Origin of the sequence: Enterobacter sp. JBIWA005 (assembly GCF_019968805.1) — a bacterium.
Lineage (GTDB): Bacteria > Pseudomonadota > Gammaproteobacteria > Enterobacterales > Enterobacteriaceae > Enterobacter > Enterobacter vonholyi.
On record NZ_CP074159.1, the window covers coordinates 4,237,631 to 4,254,472 of the forward strand.

The window sequence follows — 16,842 nt, forward strand, 5'->3', positions numbered from 1 at the left end:
GTTTTGCCATGCCGTGGATCCAACTAAAACTGAACACAACCGGCGCTAACGCCGAGGAACTGAGCGATGCGCTGATGGAGGCCGGTTCGGTCTCTATCACCTTCCAGGACACGCATGACACGCCGGTCTTTGAGCCGTTGCCGGGCGAAACCCGCCTGTGGGGTGATACCGACGTTATTGGCCTGTTTGATGCCGAAACCGACATGAAAGAGGTTGTCGCGATTCTGGAGAATCATCCTCTGCTGGGTGCGGGTTTTGCCCACAAAATCGAACAGCTGGAAGATAAAGACTGGGAACGCGAGTGGATGGATAACTTCCACCCGATGCAGTTCGGCAAACGCCTGTGGATCTGCCCGAGCTGGCGCGAGGTTCCTGATGAAAACGCGGTTAACGTCATGCTCGATCCGGGTCTGGCGTTTGGTACCGGCACTCACCCAACCACGTCCCTTTGCCTGCAGTGGCTGGATGGTCTGGATCTGGACGGTAAGACAGTGATCGACTTCGGCTGTGGCTCCGGGATCCTCGCGATTGCCGCCCTGAAGCTGGGCGCGGCAAAAGCCATCGGGATCGATATCGATCCGCAGGCCATTCAGGCCAGCCGCGATAACGCCGAGCGTAATGGCGTTTCCGATCGACTGGAACTGTATTTGCCGGATGCGCAGCCAGAAGCGATGAAAGCCGACGTGGTGGTCGCAAACATTCTGGCGGGCCCACTGCGCGAGCTGGCCCCGCTAATCAGCGTGCTGCCCGTTGAGGGCGGTCTGCTGGGGCTTTCCGGTATCCTGGCAAGCCAGGCCGACAGCGTATGTGAAGCCTACGCCGATCTCTTTGCCCTCGATCCGGTCGTGGAAAAAGAAGAGTGGTGCCGCATCACCGGCCGTAAAAAATAAGAATCTGGCGTGGTCATCTGACCACGCCTTTCTCCCTTTGATAATCCTCTCTCCCCCGGTCATTCTTCGGTAAAATAACCACACAAATCACGTTGGTTTGTATTACAAAAGTTCACCGGAAGAATATGATGAAACACATTACAGGCAAGGCAGCGCTGCTGGCGCTGAGCATGATCTCGGCTTCAGCATTTGCATCACACTGGAACTACGAAGGGGAAGGTTCACCGGAACACTGGGGCGAGCTGGACGAGGCCTACAAGACCTGTCAAAGCGGAATGAACCAGTCTCCGATTAATATTGATTCGACCGCTAACGCCCATCTTTCCCCGCTGCAAACCCACTACATTGATGGCCCTGTTACACTGACAAACAATGGCCATACCATTCAGGCTGGTGAACAGGCTGACACCCGCGATACCCTTACTCTTGATAAGCAAACCTGGACGTTACAACAGTTCCATTTTCACGCGCCGAGCGAAAATACCGTGCATGGAAAAAGGTACGCGATGGAAATGCATCTGGTTCATAAAAATGCCGGCGGGGAACTGACTGTGGTGGCGGTCATGTTTGATAAAGGGGCCGCAAACCCGGAGCTTGAAAAACTGTGGCGCGTTATGCCTCAGCAGGCCGAGCAGAACGTCTCCATCAAACAGGATCTCAACCTGAACAAACTGCTGCCGAAAAATAAAACGTACTGGCGCTTTAGCGGTTCACTGACCACCCCGCCGTGTTCAGAAGGCGTCACCTGGATTGTGCTTAAGCAACCCTTGACGGTTTCTGCTGAACAACTTGCCAGATTCACTGGGACAATGCATCACGATAATAACCGTCCGGTACAGTCTCTGCATGGGCGTGTTGTGGTCGAATAACGCCCATCCAGAGGCTAAAGATCATGTTCTAAAATGCGACGCAGATCGCAAAGAAGACGGGAAATCTGCTGCTAAAAACAGCAGATTATCCCGCTCAGGTAAGCCCTTTATTCAGAAATGATGAGAAGTTACGGGAAATTGTAAGCGCCCATAAAATAGCCATTCTCGCATAACACAATGATTTAAATAGTGAATAATTCTTAACGGAAAGATTGAGCGGCGATTCCTTGATCTACAACAGTGGATTGTTCAAAGTTTGGCCTTTCATCTCGTGCAAAAAATGCGTAATATACGCCGCCTTGCAGTCACAGTATGGTCATTTCTTAACTCATGCGCATCGGACACCACCAGCTTAGAAATCGCCTGATCGCAGCCCCTATGGCAGGTATTACAGACCGGCCGTTCAGGACGCTGTGCTATGAGATGGGAGCCGGTTTAACCGTATCCGAGATGATGTCGTCTAACCCGCAGGTTTGGGAAAGCGATAAATCCCGCCTTCGGATGGTGCACGTTGATGAACCAGGTATTCGCACCGTGCAAATTGCCGGAAGCGTGCCTGAAGAGATGGCAGATGCCGCGCGAATTAACGTGGAAAGTGGTGCCCAGATTATTGATATCAATATGGGGTGCCCGGCCAAAAAGGTGAATCGCAAGCTTGCAGGTTCAGCCCTTCTGCAATACCCCGACCAGGTGAAAGCTATCCTGACGGCGGTTGTCAGCGCGGTGGACGTTCCTGTTACGTTGAAGATTCGCACGGGTTGGTCGCCGGAACACCGTAACTGTGTAGAGATTGCCCAACTGGCCGAAGACTGTGGCATTCAGGCCCTGACCATTCATGGACGCACTCGCGCCTGTTTGTTCAACGGCGAAGCTGAATACGACAGCATTCGGGCAGTTAAGCAGAAAGTTTCCATTCCGATTATCGCGAATGGCGACATAACTGACCCGCTTAAAGCCAGGGCTGTACTCGACTATACGGGAGCTGATGCTCTGATGATAGGACGTGCAGCTCAGGGAAGACCCTGGATCTTCCGGGAAATCCAGCATTATCTGGACACTGGGGAGCTGCTTGCCCCGCTGCCTCTGGCAGAGGTTAAGCGCTTGCTTTGTTCGCATGTTCGGGAACTGCATGACCACTACGGTCAGGCAAAAGGGTACCGAATTGCGCGTAAACACGTCTCCTGGTATCTCCAGGAGCACGCTCCAGATGACCAGTTTCGGCGCACATTCAACGCCATAGAGGATGCCAGCGTACAGCTGGAGGCGTTGGAGGCATACTTCGAAAATCTTGCGTAATGAAATAAAGAGCTGACAGAACTATGTTCGAACAACGCGTAAATTCTGACGTACTGACCGTTTCTACCGTTAACTCTCAGGACCAGGTAACTCAAAAACCCCTGCGTGACTCGGTTAAACAGGCACTGAAGAACTATTTTGCTCAACTGAATGGTCAGGATGTTAATGACCTGTATGAGCTGGTACTGGCTGAAGTTGAACAGCCACTGTTGGACATGGTGATGCAATACACCCGCGGTAACCAAACCCGCGCTGCACTGATGATGGGTATCAACCGTGGTACTCTGCGTAAGAAACTGAAAAAATACGGCATGAACTGATACTAATCAGTTAAATGCTTGTGTAAAAAGGCGCTCTTCGGCATGGGGAAGCGCCTTTTTTATTCCCCTGCTTCAGTCCGTCAACGCTTTGTAAACCTTCACTTATCCCGCTTTAAAACCGAAGATTTTGGTGTATATTTCCCCCACCTTACTGGCGCTCTTCTCGCGGAATGACACAATGATTCGTAAATACTGGTGGCTGGTTGTCTTTGCAATCTCCGTTCTCATTTTCGATGCACTCCTGATGCAGTGGATTGAACTGATGAGCACCGAAACCGATAAGTGTCGCAATATGAACTCCGTGAATCCCCTTAAACTCGTGAACTGCTCAGAGCTCGACTAAGCGCTCGATTGCGCAAATCACCTGTTATTACCCACTAAAAACGGGGATTTAAATCCCTTTGAGCCATTACCTGACGGTGATAATGTCTCGCCCTTCTCAACCGCTCTAGCGTAACCCCACACTCGAGTAGAACCGTCCATGCTGGTCAGCCAATACAACCATATCCTTGTCGTCCTCTCCTTTGTTGTTGCCATCCTTGCTGCGTATACCGCATTGAATATGGCTGCACGCGTTGCCGGAAGCGAGGGCGTCGCTGCCCGCGTCTGGCTGGCTGGCGGCGGTATTGCTATGGGTATTGGCGTGTGGGCCATGCATTTTATCGGCATGCTGGCGATGGACCTCTCCATGAGCATGAGCTACAACGCCACCCTGACGGTGTTATCTATGATCATCGCCGTGGGGTCGTCGCTATTTGCGCTATGGCTCGTTAGCTGCGAGCAATTACGCCTGCGCCGACTGCTGCCCGGAGCGTTGGTGATGGGAAGCGGTATAGTTGCAATGCATTACACCGGTATGGCGGCGCTGGAAGTGATGCCCGGGATTATCTGGGACAAGGTCTGGGTGGCCATTTCGGTCGCGATTGCGCTTGCCGCTTCACTCGCGGCGTTATGGCTGACCTTCCGCCTGCGCCACGAAGCCGCGCAGGTCGTGCTGATGCGCATGGGTGCCGCCATCACGATGGGAATTGCCATTGCCGGTATGCACTATGCCGGGATGAAAGCGGCGCAGTTTCCGATGTCCACAATGGTTCATCATGAGGGTATCAACGGGAGCTGGCTGGCGGTGCTGGTCAGCGTCGTCGCGCTCTCTATTCTTGGGATCACCCTGCTGGTCTCGATGCTGGATGCCCGCCTTCAGGCTCGTACCGCCCTTTTGGCCTCGTCGCTTGCAGAAGCTAACCGGGAACTCGCTCAACTGGCTCTACACGATACCCTCACGCGTCTGCCCAACCGTATCCTGCTGGAAGACAGACTCGATCAGGCCATCAGCAAAGCCGATCGTGAAAGAACCCATTTTGCCCTGATGTTCATGGATCTTGACGGTTTTAAAGCCATCAATGATGCCTACGGCCATGATGTCGGTGACAGGCTGCTGGTCGCCGTTACACAGCGTCTGCTGCTTCTCCTGAAAGGCCAGTTCACCCTTGCACGTATTGGCGGTGATGAGTTTGTTCTGCTGGCAGAGGGAGAAGGTCCGGACGACGCGGCGTCGCTGGCGAATTCGCTGGTACGCGCGATCGATAGTCCATTCAATCTCAGTCCCTATGAACTGGTGGTTACCCTCAGCATTGGTATTGCGCTGTACCCTCACGACGGCAAAACCGAGCGTGAGCTGATGTTTAACGCCGACGCGGCGATGTATCACACGAAGCATATGGGCCGTAACGGTTACCATTTTTTCCAGCCCTCCATGAACACCCTGGCGCAGACCCATCTCCAGTTAATGAACGATTTGTGGATGGCAATCGAGCGCAATGAGCTGCGCCTGCTCTATCAGCCAAAATTCAACGCCCCCGCGGGTCCTGTCCTCGGATTCGAGGCGTTATTACGCTGGCAGCATCCTAAGCAGGGGTTACTGACCCCTGACCTTTTCCTGCCGCTGGCGGAAAAAACGGGGCTGATCATCCCCATAGGCAACTGGGTGATTAATGAAGCCTGTCGCCAGCTGCGGGAATGGCATCTGCAGGGGCATCAAAGCTGGTCAATGGCGGTAAACCTGTCGACACTGCAGTTTGAACAACCTTCGCTGGTTAAAACGGTTCTCGACTGCCTGGCACTTCACCAGGTGCCACCGGAATTGTTGATCCTCGAAGTGACGGAAACCACGGCGATGAGCAACCCGGATGAGAGCGTACGAGTGCTGACAGAGCTGACGGATGCGGGGGTGAAAGCCTCCATTGATGATTTTGGCACCGGATATTCAAGCCTGCTGTACCTCAAACGCTTACCGGCCTGCGAACTAAAAATCGACAGGGCGTTTGTACAAGAGCTTAGCGGGGAGAGTGAGGATGCGACTATTGTCTCAGCGATTGTAGCCCTTGCAAAAACACTTAACCTGAAAGTCGTGGCTGAAGGTGTAGAAACCGAAGCGCAGCAGGCCTTTTTGACCGAGCTAGGCTGTAACACCCTTCAGGGTTATCTGTTAGGTAAACCCGTCAGCGCGGAAACCATCGAAGCACTTTGTGCCCGAGGGGAAATGTTACCTGCCGCTGAGTAGTAAGCATCATCAGGCGACACGCGAATGACAGGAAGTGTCGCCAGAATGCTATCAACCAGGGCGGGGGCCTGCTGATAAAGATTAAAACTGTCGGTATTCATTAGCCAGTTTTTAATTATTCCGCTAAAAAACCCGTGGAATACAATCAAGGTGAGATCAACATTCACCTTTGGAGAAATGATATTCCGCGAAATACAGGTCTCTAGCGTGGCACGGAGCGTGTCATCATTAAATCCAATACGTTTTCTGATTTCATGCTCTGAAATCATATCACCGCTAAATTCACACTTATGATACAGAATTTGTAAAAGCGCACATTGCCGGGGTTCATGGGCAATATACTGCAGCGCAGTAATAAATTGCTCACGAAGTTTTAACAAGGGATCGTCACTATCGGAAAGGGAAAGCCTGTCGCGGATAATGTCGCGAAGGGGTAATTGCTGTTCCCAGATGGCATTAAATATTTCAGATTTACTGGTGAAGTGCCAGTAGATAGCGCCGCGCGTCACCTTAGCAGCATCAGCGATATCCGTCAGCGTCGTGCTGGCTACGCCACGCATCGCAAACTGTCCGATAGCCGCCTCAATCAGTTTCTGCCGGGTTTGTTGAGCTTCTTCTTTCTTTTTACGCGCCATAGGCAACTACTCGTGACTCAGAAGGTTTAAAGGTAATATTGCGTTCATGCAAATGTAAGTATTCACTAAAATCCGTTTTAATTTTGCACAAAAAAAGTCACCTCTATTAATTTATAATTAATACAAATACATTAAATCAATTAAATTGGCGGCATGAATAACAAGAAGCATTAAACTCACTTACCTGATTAATATACATGAAGTATACCCCTGAATGGACATGGTCTGATTCTGATTTTTTCTGCAAGCATGGTCATTCGCACTTATAAATTAAAAAAGATTAAATACCCTCATTATTATACGCAGCTACATTTTATTTTTTATCCCTCTGCCCCGCTACCGATTCGCGGCATATATCGGTTTATGGGTATTTAAAGGAACAGTAATGACGAATCATTTCAGACGCTTGCCCTTTTCCGGTTTCATTGTCTGCGCGGTACTGCTCACTGGATGCGATGGTCAGGAAAATCAACAACACCTGCAGGCACCTCAGGTCAGCGTGCATATTGTGCAAAGCGCGCCTCTGGCTGTCACCACTGAACTCCCGGGAAGAACAGATGCGTTCCGCGTTGCAGAGGTTCGTCCGCAGGTTAGCGGTATCATCCTGCGCCGCAACTTCACGGAAGGTAGCGATGTAAAAGCCGGGGATTCGCTTTATCAGATTGATCCTGCAACCTATCAGGCGGCATACGATAACGCGAAAGGCGAGCTGGCGAAGGCCCAGGCGGCGGCCAATATTGCGCACCTGACGGTGAAACGTTATCTCCCGCTGGTCGGCACACAGTATGTCAGCAAGCAAGAGTATGACCAGGCCGTCGCCACGGCCCAGCAGGCAGATGCCAGCGTCGTCGCCGCCAAAGCGGGCGTTGAAAGTGCACGAATCAATCTTGCTTATACCAAGGTGACGTCTCCCGTCGATGGTCGCATCGGCAAATCCAGCGTGACGGAAGGGGCGCTGGTGACGAACGGACAAACCGCTGCGCTGGCAACGGTCCAGCAGCTCGATCCTATTTATGTCGATGTCACCCAGTCTAGCAATGATTTTATGCGCCTTAAACAAACGAGCCTGCAAAAAGGCGATAACGTCAGCAGCGTTGAGCTACTGATGGAGAACGGACAGCCCTATCCGCTGAAAGGCAGATTGCAGTTCTCTGACGTCACGGTGGACGAAAGTACCGGCTCGATTACACTGCGCGCCATTTTCCCGAATCCTCAACATCTGCTGTTACCCGGCATGTTCGTTCGCGCCCGCATTGATGAAGGTACGCAGCCGGATGCGATTCTGGTTCCCCAGCAAGGCGTGACCCGCACACCGCGAGGCGAAGCCACCGTGATGGTGGTGAACGATAAAAACCAGGTTGAGTCGCGTACCGTCGTTGCGCCTCAGGCGATTGGGGACCGCTGGCTGGTAACAGAAGGGCTGAAAAACGGTGACCGCGTGATCGTCAGCGGGCTACAGAAAGTCAGACCGGGGGTAACCGTCGTCGCCACGCCGGATACCACAACGACTCCAGCCGGTTAAGGGACGACGACATGGCTAATTTCTTTATTCAGAGACCGGTTTTCGCCTGGGTACTTGCCATCATTTTGATGATTGCAGGCGGGCTGGCCATTCTTAAACTCCCCGTCGCACAGTACCCAACCATTGCACCTCCCGCCGTGGCGATATCCGCGACTTACCCTGGAGCTGACGCTCAAACGGTACAGGATACCGTGACTCAGGTTATCGAACAGAACATGAACGGTATCGATAACCTGATGTATATGTCATCCACCAGCGATTCAGCGGGCAACGTCACCATCACTCTGACCTTCGAGTCAGGAACCGATCCGGATATCGCTCAGGTACAAGTGCAAAACAAGCTGCAGCTCGCCATGCCGCTGCTGCCGCAAGAGGTGCAGCAGCAAGGGATCGGCGTGGAGAAATCCAGCAGCAGCTTCCTGCTGGTCGCCGGTTTTGTTTCTGACAACAAAAATCTCACGCAGAACGACATCTCTGATTACGTCGCCTCAAACGTCAAAGATGCCATCAGCCGAACGTCTGGCGTTGGCGACGTGCAGCTGTTTGGTGCTCAGTATGCGATGCGCATCTGGCTCGACAGCAACGCGATGAACAAATACCAGTTGACGCCGCTGGATATTATCAGCCAGCTGAAAACGCAGAACGACCAGATAGCGGCAGGCCAGCTGGGCGGAACGCCGTCCATTCCCGGTCAGCAGCTGAATGCCTCGATCATCGCGCAAACTCGCCTGAAATCACCGGGGGAATTTGGCCGCGTGACGCTCAAGGTGAATCAGGACGGCTCGATGGTTCATCTGAAGGATGTGGCTCGCATTGAGCTCGGTGGCGAAAACTACAACATGGTCACTAAAATCAACGGGCAGGCGGCAACCGGTCTCGGGATCAAGCTGGCAACCGGAGCAAATGCGCTGGACACTGCGGCTGCCATTAAGAGCAAGCTGACGCAACTGCAGCAGTTCTTCCCACAGGGTCTGAAAGTTGTCTATCCCTATGACACCACGCCTTTTGTAAAAATCTCTATCCACGAAGTGGTGAAGACCCTGTTTGAAGCAATCATTCTCGTCTTCCTGGTCATGTACCTCTTCCTGCAAAACCTGCGGGCAACGCTCATCCCGACTATCGCGGTGCCGGTCGTTCTGCTGGGTACCTTCGCGGTTCTGGCGGCATTTGGTTTCTCCATCAATACCCTGACGATGTTCGGCATGGTGCTGGCGATAGGTCTGCTGGTCGATGACGCTATCGTGGTCGTTGAGAACGTTGAACGCGTCATGGTCGAGGATAACCTGCCGCCCAAAGAGGCCACGCAGAAGTCGATGGAGCAGATCCAGGGTGCGCTGGTAGGGATCGCCATGGTGCTCTCGGCGGTCTTTATTCCAATGGCCTTTTTTGGCGGCTCGACTGGAGCAATATATCGCCAGTTCTCACTGACTATCGTGTCCGCTATGGCGCTGTCGGTACTGGTTGCGCTAATCCTGACGCCCGCACTCTGCGCAACGTTGCTTAAGCCCGTATCCGACGACCATCGTCAGAAAAAAGGTGGCTTTTTCAGCTGGTTTAATGCGCTCTTTGATAAAAGCGTGGAGCACTACAGCAACAGCGTGAGCGGTATTTTGCGCAAGACAGGGCGCTATCTGGTGGTGTACGTCATCATCGTCGGTGGGATGGCGGTGCTCTTCCTGCGCTTACCTACCTCCTTTCTGCCCGAAGAGGATCAGGGGGTGTTCATGACGATGGTTCAACTCCCGGCAGGTGCAACTCAGACGCGTACTCAACAGGTGCTCGACCAGGTACAGGACTATTACCTGAACAAAGAGAAGGCGAACGTCGAATCCGTCTTTACCGTAAATGGCTTTAGCTTTAGCGGCCAGGGTCAGAACGCCGGCATTGCCTTCGTCAGCCTGAAGCCCTGGGAGGAACGCCCGGGACAGAAAAACGGCGTTGAGGCGATTGTCGGTCGCGCGACCAAAGCCTTCAGTCAGATTAAAGATGGACTCGTGTTCCCGTTTAACCTGCCTGCAATTATCGAACTGGGTACCGCCACGGGCTTCGATTTTGAATTAATCGATCAGGCTAACCTGGGGCATACCCAGCTAACGCAGGCGCGTGACCAACTGCTTAGCATGGTAAAAGAGCACCCTGACCTGCTGGTTAGCGTGCGTCCTAACGGTCTTGAAGATACGCCTCAATTCAAGCTTGATGTCGACCAGGAGAAAGCGCAGGCGCTGGGCGTCAGTCTTTCTGACGTCAACCAGACGATTTCGACGGCCTTAGGTGGCACCTATGTGAACGACTTTATCGATCATGGGCGCGTGAAAAAAGTCTACGTACAGGCCGACGCAAAATTCCGTATGTTGCCAGGAGATATTAACAACCTTTACGTGCGCAGCGCGAATGGAGAAATGGTCCCTTTCTCAGCTTTTAGCAACGCTCGCTGGGTCTATGGTTCACCCCGACTGGAGCGCTATAACGGGATGCCCTCTATGGAGATCCTCGGTGAGTCAGCCCCGGGTAAAAGTACCGGTGAGGCTATGGTTATGATGGAAAGTCTCGCGGCAAAACTGCCTTCCGGTATCGGATATGACTGGACGGGGATGTCTTATCAGGAGCGGCTTTCGGGTAACCAGGCACCTGCCCTGTACGCCATTTCACTGATCGTGGTGTTCCTGTGTCTGGCAGCGCTGTATGAAAGCTGGTCCATTCCGTTCTCCGTTATGCTGGTTGTGCCGCTGGGGGTCATTGGGGCGCTTCTCGCAGCGTCACTGCGTGGATTAAACAATGACGTCTATTTCCAGGTCGGCCTGCTGACGACGATTGGTTTATCGGCGAAAAACGCCATTTTGATCGTCGAATTTGCTAAGGACCTGATGGAGAAAGAAGGTTCAGGCATCATTGAAGCCACACTGGAAGCGTCAAGGATGCGCCTTCGACCGATCCTGATGACTTCCCTGGCCTTTATCCTTGGTGTCATGCCGCTGGTAATCAGCGCCGGGGCCGGGAGCGGCGCACAAAACGCCGTCGGTACGGGTGTGATGGGGGGAATGCTTTCTGCAACGCTTCTGGCGATTTTCTTCGTGCCCGTCTTCTTTGTGGTTGTCCGTCGACGCTTTACCCGTCATAAAGATTAACATTTCCCTAAAAAGGCACCTCAGGTGCCTTTTTTATTTTTAAGATAAACAATGAATTAGGCATTAAGCAAAAGTCATGTTAAAAATACGATGGTTTGTATTAAGTAAAAACACTCTATTACCCCTTCATAATGTCTCCATTAATTCGTCCTGAAACCGGCTTTTCTCCACGATTTTTACAAACTACATAATTTGAGATTATTCCTCGTGTAACGTGGACTTACCCCGGTGGTAAAATAACCTCCAGTTCGTTAATTGCCCTCCTGGCTTTATAGCGGACGAGAAATAATACTGAGGTAACATCATGAAAAGATTCATTTCCGTTGCACTCCTCGCTGCGCTGCTTGCTGGTTGCGCGCACGACTCTCCATGTGTACCGGTTTACGACGACCAGGGCCGACTGGTTCATACCAATACCTGTATGAAAGGCACCACCCAGGATAACTGGGAAACTGCAGGTGCTATCGCCGGCGGTGCTGCCGCAGTGGCGGGTTTGACGCTGGGTATTGTTGCCCTGACGAAGTAACATCTGTTGAGAAAGCGCGGCTCTGTCCGCGCTTTTGCTTTTAATGAGTGCAGCATTTTCAAATAAGTAAAAAAATAGCCCCGCATTTATTCGCGTAATTAATTTAAGCCTGACGCCAGTCACAACTTTTTCGTATAGTCACTCAAATTACCTGGCCTATCGTGATGATTTTCACACATTAATATTATTGAATACCCTGCCAATATTCACGCTGAAAACTATCTCTTCTTTTTCCTGACTCGACTCAAAACTTTTGCTCCAATTTGTGGCACAGGTTGTAATTTCGCACCGTTTCAGGGCGCTCGTTTTATTTAAGCCTGTCTACACTCAGCATTAAGCGTTCACTCATCTCTAATTTTGTCGGACGCAAAACTGGCATTACGTTTGCTTTATAAACGTTGGCCAAAGCCACAGACAGGTAAAGCGTTTAAAAACGCCTCTATAACGATAAATTTCGCCACACAGGATGCATTATGAAAAAGACGATGATAGCCAGCCTGGCCGCTGCAGGCATGTTGTTTGCCGTAGCTGGTCAAGCCCATGCGGGAACGACACTGGATGCCGTTAAAAAGAAAGGTTTTGTTCAATGCGGTATCAGTGACGGTTTGCCTGGCTTCTCTTATGCCGATGCGAACGGCAAATTTACCGGTATTGATGTGGATGTCTGCCGTGGCGTTGCAGCCGCCGTTTTTGGTGATGACAGCAAAGTAAAATACACCCCGCTGACGGCGAAAGAACGCTTTACGGCACTGCAGTCCGGCGAGGTCGACATGCTCTCCCGTAATACCACCTGGACGTCATCCCGTGATGCAGGCATGGGGATGTCATTTACGGGCGTGACCTATTATGACGGCATCGGCTTCCTGACCCACAACAAAGCCGGCCTGAAAAGCGCTAAGGAGCTGGATGGGGCCACCGTTTGTATCCAGGCGGGCACCGATACCGAGCTGAACGTCGCCGATTATTTCAAAGCAAATAACATGAAATATACGCCAGTGACATTCGACCGCTCGGATGAATCGGCTAAAGCGCTGGAATCCGGCCGTTGCGACACGCTGGCCTCTGACCAGTCACAGCTGTATGCCTTACGCATTAAGCTGAGCAACCCGGCAGAATGGATTGTTCTGCCTGAAGTGATCTCCAAAGAACCTCTCGGCCCTGTCGTTCGTCGTGGCGATGAAGACTGGTTCTCCATTGTTCGCTGGACGCTGTTCGCCATGCTGAACGCAGAAGAGATGGGCATCAACTCGAAAAACGTGGACGAGAAAGCTGCTAAACCATCCAACCCGGATATGGCGCACCTGCTCGGTAAAGAAGGTGATTTCGGCAAGGATCTGAAGCTGGATAACAAGTGGGCTTACAACATCATCAAACAGGTGGGCAACTACTCTGAGATCTTTGAACGCAACGTGGGATCGGAAAGCCCGCTGAAGATCAAACGCGGCCAGAACAATCTCTGGAACAACGGCGGTATTCAGTACGCACCACCAGTACGTTAAGTCATAGCTGTAACGGGCACTGCTGCGGCAGTGCCCACTCCAGAGTCATGGTTACTGAGGTTTCTTATGTCCCATCGCCGCTCAGCCGTAAAAGGATCGCTATCCTTTTCTCATCCCGCGGTCCGCGCCTGGCTATTCCAGATTATTGCTATTGTTGCGGTTGTTCTCATCGCCGTGTATCTCATCCATAACACCATCACCAACCTGAATAATCGCGGCATTACCTCCGGTTTCGCGTTTTTAGACCGCAGCGCGGGGTTTGGTATTGTTCAGCATCTTATTGATTACCAGGAAGGTGACACGTATGGACGCGTGTTCGTGGTCGGTTTACTGAATACGCTGCTGGTATCGGCGCTTTGTATCGTCTTCGCCTCGATACTGGGCTTCTTTATTGGCCTGGCGCGTCTTTCTGAAAACTGGCTCCTGCGGAAGCTGTCGACTGTTTATATTGAAACGTTCCGCAATATCCCCCCGCTCCTGCAGATCTTCTTTTGGTATTTTGCCGTATTGCGTAACCTACCCGGCCCCCGTCAGGCCGTCGACGCGTTTGAGCTTTTTTTCCTGAGCAACCGTGGGTTGTCTATCCCTTCTCCTCTGCCGGGTGAAGGTCTGTACGCTTTTATCGGCGCGATTGTGATAGCGTTTGCTCTGTCTGCCGGGGTATTCCGTTTTAACCGCAAGCATCAGATCAAAACCGGTCAGCTTCGCAGAACCTGGCCCACGGCAGTTATCCTGCTCGTTAGCCTGCCGCTGGTGGCACACTGGCTGTTTGGGGCCGCGTTGCACTGGGATGTTCCACACCTACGAGGCTTTAACTTCCAGGGTGGAATGGTGTTAATTCCCGAGCTGGCAGCTCTAACATTGGCGCTGTCGATTTATACGTCCGCGTTTATTGCCGAGATTATTCGTGCCGGGATCCAGGCCGTACCTTACGGACAGCACGAGGCGGCACGCTCGCTGGGATTACCCCATACCGTGACGCTTCGCCAGGTCATTATCCCGCAGGCTTTACGGGTCATCATTCCGCCTCTGACCAGCCAGTATCTCAACATCGTTAAAAACTCGTCGCTGGCCGCCGCTATTGGTTATCCGGATATGGTGTCACTCTTCGCCGGAACCGTGCTTAACCAGACCGGACAAGCCATTGAAACCATCGCCATCACGATGTCTGTCTATCTCATCATCAGCCTGGTGATTTCATTGCTGATGAACCTCTATAACCGTCGTATAGCACTGGTCGAGCGCTAAGGATTTATGATGACAAAAGCGATACTGTCGCACTCCTCGCGCCCTGCCAACTCGACAGGTGGACGTTTCATTCTCTGGGCGCGCAAGAACCTGTTCTCCAGCTGGAGTAACAGCCTGCTGACGATTGTCTGCCTGTGGCTCATGTGGGAATTGATTCCTCCTCTGCTGAACTGGGCGTTTTTACAGGCCAACTGGGTCGGTTCAACTCGGGCAGACTGTACAAAAGCCGGTGCCTGCTGGGTGTTTATCCATGAACGCTTCGGTCAGTTCATGTATGGGTTGTATCCGCATGAACAGCGCTGGCGGATTAATCTGGCGCTGGTTATCGGCCTGCTCTCTGTCGCAGTCATGTTCTGGAACAAGCTGCCTCACCGTGGACGCTATATTGCCGTCTGGGCGGTGGTTTATCCGATTATTGTCTGGGTGCTGTTGTATGGCGGTTTCCTTGGGCTGGAACGCGTTGAAACACGCCAGTGGGGCGGGCTGACGCTGACGCTGATTATCGCTTCTGTGGGGATAGCCGGTGCGCTACCGTGGGGGATTTTACTGGCCCTGGGACGGCGTTCAAAAATGCCGATTGTACGCGTGCTCTCCGTTATCTTCATTGAGTTCTGGCGTGGCGTCCCGCTTATCACCGTCCTGTTCATGTCGTCGGTCATGCTGCCGCTATTTATGGCAGAAGGTACAACGATCGACAAACTGATCCGTGCCCTGGTCGGGGTAATTCTCTTCCAGTCCGCCTATGTTGCAGAAGTTGTGCGCGGTGGTCTGCAGGCGTTGCCTAAAGGCCAGTACGAAGCGGCGGAATCACTGGCGCTCGGCTACTGGAAAACTCAGGGGCTGGTCATTCTTCCCCAGGCACTCAAGCTGGTCATCCCGGGTCTGGTCAACACGATCATTGCCCTCTTCAAGGATACCAGCCTGGTGATCATCATTGGATTGTTCGATCTCTTTAGCAGCGTGCAACAGGCGACCGTTGACCCAGTCTGGCTGGGTATGTCCACCGAAGGATATGTCTTTGCTGCCCTGATCTACTGGATCTTTTGTTTTAGCATGTCGCGCTACAGCCAGCATCTGGAAAAGCGCTTTAACACCGGGCGTACACCGCACTGAGGAAATTATGAGCCAAATAACTATGACACCCGCCGACGCGATGATTACGCTGGAAAGTGTGAATAAATGGTACGGACAGTTTCATGTCCTGAAGGACATTAATCTTAAGGTAAAGCAGGGAGAACGCATCGTCCTTTGCGGCCCTTCTGGCTCCGGGAAATCCACAACCATTCGCTGTATTAATCATCTTGAAGAACATCAGCAAGGACGCATTGTGGTTGATGGTATCGAGCTGAATGAAGATATCCGCAATATCGAACGCGTGCGTCAGGAAGTGGGTATGGTCTTTCAGCACTTTAATCTGTTTCCGCACCTGACCGTTCTGCAGAACTGTACGCTTGCACCGATTTGGGTACGGAAGATGCCGAAAAAGGAAGCCGAGGCGTTGGCAATGCACTATCTGGAGCGAGTGCGCATCGCAGAGCATGCCAATAAGTTCCCTGGCCAGATATCGGGTGGCCAGCAGCAGCGTGTGGCTATCGCCCGTTCACTGTGTATGAAACCGAAAATTATGCTGTTTGATGAACCGACATCTGCCCTCGATCCGGAAATGGTGAAAGAGGTTCTGGACACCATGATTGGGCTGGCACAATCCGGCATGACCATGCTGTGCGTGACTCACGAGATGGGATTTGCGCGAACCGTAGCCGATCGGGTGATCTTTATGGACCGCGGGGAGATTGTTGAGCAGGCGCCACCGGATGAGTTCTTTGCGCATCCGAAGTCAGAGCGTACGCGAGCATTCCTGTCGCAGGTGATTCACTAATCAGCAGTTTCTGCCCGGTAGCGCTGCGCTTACCGGGCTTACGGTTTTCACGAGAATCATAACGCAAAAAGGCCATCCTTTCGGATGGCCTTCTCACTTATTTGATGTCTGGCAGTTCCCTACTCTCACATGGGGAGACCCCACACTACCATCGGCGCTACGGCGTTTCACTTCTGAGTTCGGCATGGGGTCAGGTGGGACCACCGCGCTAAAGCCGCCAGACAAATTCTTTTACTTCTTGCCGAACTTTAACCTAAGTATAAAGTGGTGCTGATACCCAGAGTCGAACTGGGGACCTCACCCTTACCAAGGGTGCGCTCTACCAACTGAGCCATATCAGCACGCTAAATTTGATGCCTGGCAGTTCCCTACTCTCACATGGGGAGACCCCACACTACCATCGGCGCTACGGCGTTTCACTTCTGAGTTCGGCATGGGGTCAGGTGGGACCACCGCGCTAAAGCCGCCAGGCA

The 16,842-nt window shown here is 52.4% G+C and carries 14 protein-coding genes, 1 tRNA gene and 2 rRNA genes; 13 read left to right on the forward strand and 4 right to left on the reverse strand.

The window, feature by feature from the left end; genetic code table 11:
* The first annotated feature begins 8 nt into the window (after window positions 1-8).
* From prmA to KGP22_RS20155, 6 genes are all read left to right on the forward strand, one after another.
* A complete protein-coding gene (prmA, locus tag KGP22_RS20130) occupies window positions 9-890 on the forward strand; it encodes a 50S ribosomal protein L11 methyltransferase (RefSeq protein WP_008502859.1) in 882 nt (293 codons plus the stop codon).
* A 128-nt stretch (window positions 891-1,018) separates the two neighbouring features.
* The gene (locus tag KGP22_RS20135; RefSeq protein WP_223582490.1) at window positions 1,019-1,759 is read left to right on the forward strand and encodes a carbonic anhydrase family protein; all 741 of its coding nucleotides are present in this window, start codon (window positions 1,019-1,021) and stop codon (window positions 1,757-1,759) included.
* 330 nt (window positions 1,760-2,089) lie between these two features.
* Window positions 2,090-3,055, forward strand: a complete 966-nt coding sequence (gene dusB, locus KGP22_RS20140; protein WP_023309409.1) for a tRNA dihydrouridine synthase DusB — start codon at window positions 2,090-2,092, stop codon at window positions 3,053-3,055.
* A 23-nt stretch (window positions 3,056-3,078) separates the two neighbouring features.
* The gene (gene fis, locus KGP22_RS20145; RefSeq protein ID WP_000462905.1) at window positions 3,079-3,375 is read left to right on the forward strand and encodes a DNA-binding transcriptional regulator Fis; all 297 of its coding nucleotides are present in this window, start codon (window positions 3,079-3,081) and stop codon (window positions 3,373-3,375) included.
* Window positions 3,376-3,553: 178 nt separating this feature from the next.
* Window positions 3,554-3,718, forward strand: a complete 165-nt coding sequence (locus KGP22_RS20150; protein ID WP_008502862.1) for a DUF2556 family protein — start codon at window positions 3,554-3,556, stop codon at window positions 3,716-3,718.
* A gap of 138 nt (window positions 3,719-3,856) precedes the next feature.
* Window positions 3,857-5,935, forward strand: a complete 2,079-nt coding sequence (locus KGP22_RS20155) for a bifunctional diguanylate cyclase/phosphodiesterase (protein WP_133295228.1) — start codon at window positions 3,857-3,859, stop codon at window positions 5,933-5,935.
* On the opposite strand, the gene envR is transcribed toward KGP22_RS20155, so the two are convergent.
* Window positions 5,854-6,570 (reverse strand): acrEF/envCD operon transcriptional regulator, encoded by a 717-nt coding sequence (gene envR / locus KGP22_RS20160; protein WP_149367554.1) that lies wholly within the window; start codon window positions 6,568-6,570, stop codon window positions 5,854-5,856. The two genes, KGP22_RS20155 and envR, sit on opposite strands and share 82 nt — an antisense overlap.
* Before the next feature lie 385 nt (window positions 6,571-6,955).
* Between envR and KGP22_RS20165 the strand changes: the two genes are divergently transcribed.
* The 7 genes from KGP22_RS20165 to KGP22_RS20195 all read left to right on the forward strand — a co-directional run bounded on the left by KGP22_RS20165 (window position 6,956) and on the right by KGP22_RS20195 (window position 16,369).
* Window positions 6,956-8,092: an efflux RND transporter periplasmic adaptor subunit gene (locus KGP22_RS20165; RefSeq protein WP_245405362.1), complete on the forward strand. Its 1,137-nt coding sequence runs from the start codon at window positions 6,956-6,958 to the stop codon at window positions 8,090-8,092.
* 11 nt (window positions 8,093-8,103) lie between these two features.
* Window positions 8,104-11,217, forward strand: coding sequence for an efflux RND transporter permease subunit (locus KGP22_RS20170; protein WP_111965006.1), 3,114 nt, complete (start codon window positions 8,104-8,106; stop codon window positions 11,215-11,217).
* A 304-nt stretch (window positions 11,218-11,521) separates the two neighbouring features.
* Entirely contained in the window at window positions 11,522-11,743 is a 222-nt protein-coding gene (locus KGP22_RS20175) for a lipoprotein (protein ID WP_008502867.1), read from the forward strand.
* A 473-nt stretch (window positions 11,744-12,216) separates the two neighbouring features.
* The gene (locus KGP22_RS20180; protein ID WP_023333654.1) at window positions 12,217-13,242 is read left to right on the forward strand and encodes an amino acid ABC transporter substrate-binding protein; all 1,026 of its coding nucleotides are present in this window, start codon (window positions 12,217-12,219) and stop codon (window positions 13,240-13,242) included.
* A 66-nt stretch (window positions 13,243-13,308) separates the two neighbouring features.
* Complete coding sequence (locus KGP22_RS20185; RefSeq protein ID WP_111965007.1) at window positions 13,309-14,490, forward strand: amino acid ABC transporter permease; 1,182 nt, start codon at window positions 13,309-13,311, stop codon at window positions 14,488-14,490.
* Window positions 14,491-14,499: 9 nt separating this feature from the next.
* Window positions 14,500-15,603: an amino acid ABC transporter permease gene (locus KGP22_RS20190; protein WP_111965008.1), complete on the forward strand. Its 1,104-nt coding sequence runs from the start codon at window positions 14,500-14,502 to the stop codon at window positions 15,601-15,603.
* A 7-nt stretch (window positions 15,604-15,610) separates the two neighbouring features.
* Window positions 15,611-16,369, forward strand: a complete 759-nt coding sequence (locus KGP22_RS20195) for an amino acid ABC transporter ATP-binding protein (RefSeq protein WP_111965009.1) — start codon at window positions 15,611-15,613, stop codon at window positions 16,367-16,369.
* 106 nt (window positions 16,370-16,475) lie between these two features.
* On the opposite strand, the gene rrf (KGP22_RS20200) is transcribed toward KGP22_RS20195, so the two are convergent.
* The 3 genes from rrf (KGP22_RS20200) to rrf (KGP22_RS20210) all read right to left on the reverse strand — a co-directional run bounded on the left by rrf (KGP22_RS20200) (window position 16,476) and on the right by rrf (KGP22_RS20210) (window position 16,840).
* Window positions 16,476-16,591, reverse strand: a 5S ribosomal RNA gene (gene rrf / locus KGP22_RS20200).
* Window positions 16,592-16,634: 43 nt separating this feature from the next.
* A tRNA-Thr gene (locus KGP22_RS20205) sits at window positions 16,635-16,710 on the reverse strand.
* A gap of 14 nt (window positions 16,711-16,724) precedes the next feature.
* Window positions 16,725-16,840: ribosomal RNA gene (rrf, locus tag KGP22_RS20210) — 5S ribosomal RNA — on the reverse strand.
* Between the last annotated feature and the right edge of the window lie 2 nt (window positions 16,841-16,842).

Coding starts and splice junctions, on each gene's coding strand:
- KGP22_RS20150 (WP_008502862.1), top strand. CDS start 3,554: ATGATTCGTAAATACTGGTGGCTGGTTGTCTTTGCAATCTCCGTTCTC.
- dusB (WP_023309409.1), top strand. CDS start 2,090: ATGCGCATCGGACACCACCAGCTTAGAAATCGCCTGATCGCAGCCCCT.
- KGP22_RS20165 (WP_245405362.1), top strand. CDS start 6,956: ATGACGAATCATTTCAGACGCTTGCCCTTTTCCGGTTTCATTGTCTGC.
- KGP22_RS20135 (WP_223582490.1), top strand. CDS start 1,019: ATGAAACACATTACAGGCAAGGCAGCGCTGCTGGCGCTGAGCATGATC.
- KGP22_RS20185 (WP_111965007.1), top strand. CDS start 13,309: ATGTCCCATCGCCGCTCAGCCGTAAAAGGATCGCTATCCTTTTCTCAT.
- prmA (WP_008502859.1), top strand. CDS start 9: ATGCCGTGGATCCAACTAAAACTGAACACAACCGGCGCTAACGCCGAG.
- KGP22_RS20155 (WP_133295228.1), top strand. CDS start 3,857: ATGCTGGTCAGCCAATACAACCATATCCTTGTCGTCCTCTCCTTTGTT.
- KGP22_RS20180 (WP_023333654.1), top strand. CDS start 12,217: ATGAAAAAGACGATGATAGCCAGCCTGGCCGCTGCAGGCATGTTGTTT.
- KGP22_RS20195 (WP_111965009.1), top strand. CDS start 15,611: ATGAGCCAAATAACTATGACACCCGCCGACGCGATGATTACGCTGGAA.
- KGP22_RS20175 (WP_008502867.1), top strand. CDS start 11,522: ATGAAAAGATTCATTTCCGTTGCACTCCTCGCTGCGCTGCTTGCTGGT.
- fis (WP_000462905.1), top strand. CDS start 3,079: ATGTTCGAACAACGCGTAAATTCTGACGTACTGACCGTTTCTACCGTT.
- KGP22_RS20170 (WP_111965006.1), top strand. CDS start 8,104: ATGGCTAATTTCTTTATTCAGAGACCGGTTTTCGCCTGGGTACTTGCC.
- KGP22_RS20190 (WP_111965008.1), top strand. CDS start 14,500: ATGACAAAAGCGATACTGTCGCACTCCTCGCGCCCTGCCAACTCGACA.
- envR (WP_149367554.1), bottom strand. CDS start 6,570: ATGGCGCGTAAAAAGAAAGAAGAAGCTCAACAAACCCGGCAGAAACTG.